This window comes from Salinisphaera sp. (genome assembly GCF_035690525.1).
Taxonomy (GTDB): Bacteria; Pseudomonadota; Gammaproteobacteria; order Nevskiales; family Salinisphaeraceae; genus Salinisphaera.
The window spans coordinates 1-3599 of sequence record NZ_DASSKM010000103.1 but is presented as its reverse complement, the minus strand read 5'-3'; the positions used below and the strand labels follow the sequence as shown (position 1 = coordinate 3599).

1 protein-coding gene and 2 pseudogenes are annotated in these 3599 nt (G+C 61.6%); all 3 read left to right on the top strand.

Annotated elements, in window-relative coordinates; all coding sequences use genetic code 11:
• Window positions 1-141: 141 nt before the first annotated feature.
• A pseudogene (locus VFJ08_RS07445) lies at window positions 142-1812 on the top strand (restriction endonuclease); the annotation flags it as partial.
• Between the two features lie 245 nt (window positions 1813-2057).
• The gene (locus VFJ08_RS07440) at window positions 2058-2855 is read left to right on the top strand and encodes an NYN domain-containing protein (RefSeq protein ID WP_324996563.1); all 798 of its coding nucleotides are present in this window, start codon (window positions 2058-2060) and stop codon (window positions 2853-2855) included.
• Between the two features lie 30 nt (window positions 2856-2885).
• A pseudogene (locus VFJ08_RS07435) lies at window positions 2886-3599 on the top strand (site-specific DNA-methyltransferase); the annotation flags it as partial.

The window sequence follows — 3599 nt, the reverse complement described above, 5'->3', positions numbered from 1 at the left end:
TCAGCGACAATGAAGCCGCTCGGCAGGTGAACAACGCCAAAACCGAGATCTTTCAATCCATCAATCAAGCCCGGATTCCGGCTGCCTGAAGCTCGCTATCCGCCGCGCTGCTCAGGCTCATGTCTGGGTTGGAAAAGACTTATCCCCGGCGAGGACATGCCGATCTATCGCAATCTCTGGGAGCATATCGGCAAGGACATGCCCAAAAAAGGGCGCGGCAAGGCCAAGCACCTCGACCCGCACGATCTGCCGACAAAACTGCAGACCGCGCTGGAAGCGCTCTACGGCCACTACGAAAAGACGTTCGACCTATGGGCCGAGCACAAGATGGCGATGCCGCCGTGCTTCATCATCGTCTGCAACAACACGGCCACCTCGAAGCTGGTCTACGACTATGTCAGCGGCTTCGAACGCGAAAACGACGACGGCTCGGCGCTGCATGTGCCCGGCAAGCTGCCCTTGTTCGCCAACCACGACGAACACGGCAACCCGCTCGGACGCCCGAAAACGCTGCTCATCGACAGCGAACAGCTCGAATCCGGCGAGGCGCTGGACAAGAAATTTCGTGACATGGCCGGCCCGGAGATCGAGCGCTTCAAACGCGAGCGCGTCGAGCGCAGCGGCAACCGCGCCGATGCCGACAACCTCACCGACGCCGATCTGCTGCGCGAGGTGATGAACACGGTCGGTAAAGCCGGCCAGCTCGGCGAATCCATCCGCTGCGTGGTGTCGGTATCCATGCTCACCGAAGGCTGGGACGCCAACAACGTCACCCACGTGCTCGGCGTGCGCGCCTTCGGCACCCAGCTTCTGTGCGAACAGGTCGTGGGCCGCGCGCTGCGCCGCGAGTCCTACGATCTGAACGAAGACGGCCTGTTCAATCCGAGCTACGCCGACGTGCTGGGTATTCCGTTCAACTTCGCCGCCGAGCCGGTCGTCGCCCCGCCCCAGCCGCCGCGCGAAACCCTCTGGGTGCACGCCGTGCGCCCGGAACGCGACGCGCTCGAGATTCGTTTTCCGCGGGTTGAGGGCTATCGCGTGGATTTGCCCGCCGAGCGCATTCGGACGGATTTCACCGAGGACTCGAAGCTCGAACTCACGCCCGGCCTGATCGGCCCGGCGCGGGTGAGAGTGGCCCGGCGTTGGATCGATGAATGCCTGACCTGCAAGGGCGGTACTTATCCCGCGCAGCTTTTGTACCGCGAGATCGGCAAGCGCGCCTGCGAAAAGATCACCGCTGCCATCACCCGGACCATGGCCAGTGAGACCCGGCCCATCAAAGCGATCCTCGCGCCCTACAACCCGGTCGGCACCACCGCGCATGTCGGCTTCAATACATCCAGGACCGAGCGCTACGAGACCAGCGCAGACAAGTGCCATATCGACTGGGTGATTCTCGACAGCGGCTGGGAGGCCGAATTCTGCCGCGTGGCCGAATCCCAACCGCGCGTATTGGCCTACGTGAAGAACCACAACCTCGGTTTCGACGTGCCCTACCGCCTGGCCGGCGAGGCCCGGACCTACCGGCCGGATTTCATCGTAGTCGTCGATGATGGCAACGGCGCAAACGATCCACTCAACCTCGTGGTCGAAATCAAGGGCTATCGCGGCGAAGACGCCGCCGCCGCCAAGAAAGACACCATGGACAGCTACTGGGTGCCGGGCGTGAACCATCTGGCCAGCTTTGGCCGTTGGGCGTTCGTGGAGTTTGGCGGTGTGTACGAAATGCAGGACGATTTCGCCGAGCAGGTCGAGGCACGGTTTGAAGCAATGATCGATGGCGCCGTTCAGAAACTATCGGACCATGCATAAAACCGCGCTTTAAACCGCGCTTTATCTATTAACCGCGCTCGCGGGATGTAAAGATTTCGACACAATTCATGCATATCGGGTTCGTGTTCGTCTACGGCATGCGACCGCTTCCATACGCTGACGCTTGACATGGTGAGCTGGGAATCCCATATACTTGACTCATCCGCCCCTTGGCAGTACGCCCGCTCACTCATCCCGAGCGTGAGCCGAACCCCTGGGGCTTTTCTTTTTCCGGGGGTTGGCTCATGAGGACGCGGCGCATCGCTATCCTCATTGATGGCGGATACTTTCTCAAACGGCTCCCCAAATTGGTCGATGCCGGCTTCTGCACGACGCCTGAACAGATCGCGGACTCGGCACGCTTTTTGTGCAAGAAGCATGTGCTGCGTCTCACGGGGATGGATTCGCAGGCCGAAACCGATGGGCGCTGGCTGGACCAGGTCTACCGGCTGTTCTACTACGACGCGCAGCCCTACACCGGCAAAACGCATCACCCTATCGAAAACCGGCCGATAGACTTCGACAAGTCGGATACGGCGCAATTCCGTAGAGATCTCTTCGCACAACTGCGGCGCAAGCGAAAGTTCGCGTTACGGCTCGGCCACGTGGCGCAGGATGGCGGCTGGCAAATCAAGTCGCGCCACACCAAGGACCTGCTCAAGGCCCGTAAGTGGGCCAACACGCTGGATGCCCTGGTTGGCGACCCGCAGAACGCCCCGGCCATAAGCGAAGCCGATCAGCGCGAACTCACAAACCTGCTCGACCGATGGAAAGCCTTGTCACCCGAGGCCGCATACTTCGGGCTACGGCAGAAAGGCGTGGACATGCGTATCGGCCTGGATATATCCAGCATTGCGCTGAAAAAACACGCCGACACGCTGATTCTGGTCACGGGCGACAGCGATTTCGTCCCCGCCGCCAAACTCGCGCGCCGAGAGAGCATGGAATTCATCGTCGACCCGCTCTGGCAGAAAGTCAGCGACGATCTCTACGAGCATGTGGACGGCATTATTTCCGTCTATCCGCGCCCTGCAAACGGCTAATTACACGTTGCCGCAATCTGAACGAAAGCCATGGCTCGAAAGAAACAGGACACCGCCAAATCCATCGAAACGCTGACCCACGAGGAAGCCAAGCGCAAGAACATCCCCACCGCCGAGCACCAGCCGCTGCTCGACGAGGCCCCCGAGGCGCCGGTGCGGGTGGCCTACAAACGCCGCAATCGGGATCTGGACCCGCAGCTCGTCTGGCGCGGCAAGGACGCCCAGGACCAGGCCGATCTCACGGTCAACGCGCCGCCGCTGTATATTCAGGAGAAAGTCCATCCCAAGGCGTTGATCGACGATCTGGCCCGCGAATCGCGCGAACGCGAACACGACGACGGCCAGCTAACGCCCGATCTGTTCGCCGACTTCAACGGCCTGCCCAAGGGCGCCGACCGCACCGAGTTCTACCGGTTCGACGCCAACTGGCAGAACCGCATGATCCTGGGCGACTCGCTCCAGGTCATGGCCAGCCTGGCCGAGCGCGAGGGCCTGCGCGGGCAGGTGCAGTGCATCTATCTCGATCCCCCTTACGGCATCAAGTTCAACTCCAACTTCCAGTGGTCCACCACCAGCCGCGACGTCAAGGACGGCAAGGCCGAACACATCACCCGCGAGCCCGAGCAGGTCAAGGCCTTCCGCGACACCTGGCGCGATGGCATCCATTCCTATCTCACCTACCTGCGCGACCGGCTGACCGTGGCGCGGGATTTGCTCACCGAATCCGGCTCCATCTTCGTGCAG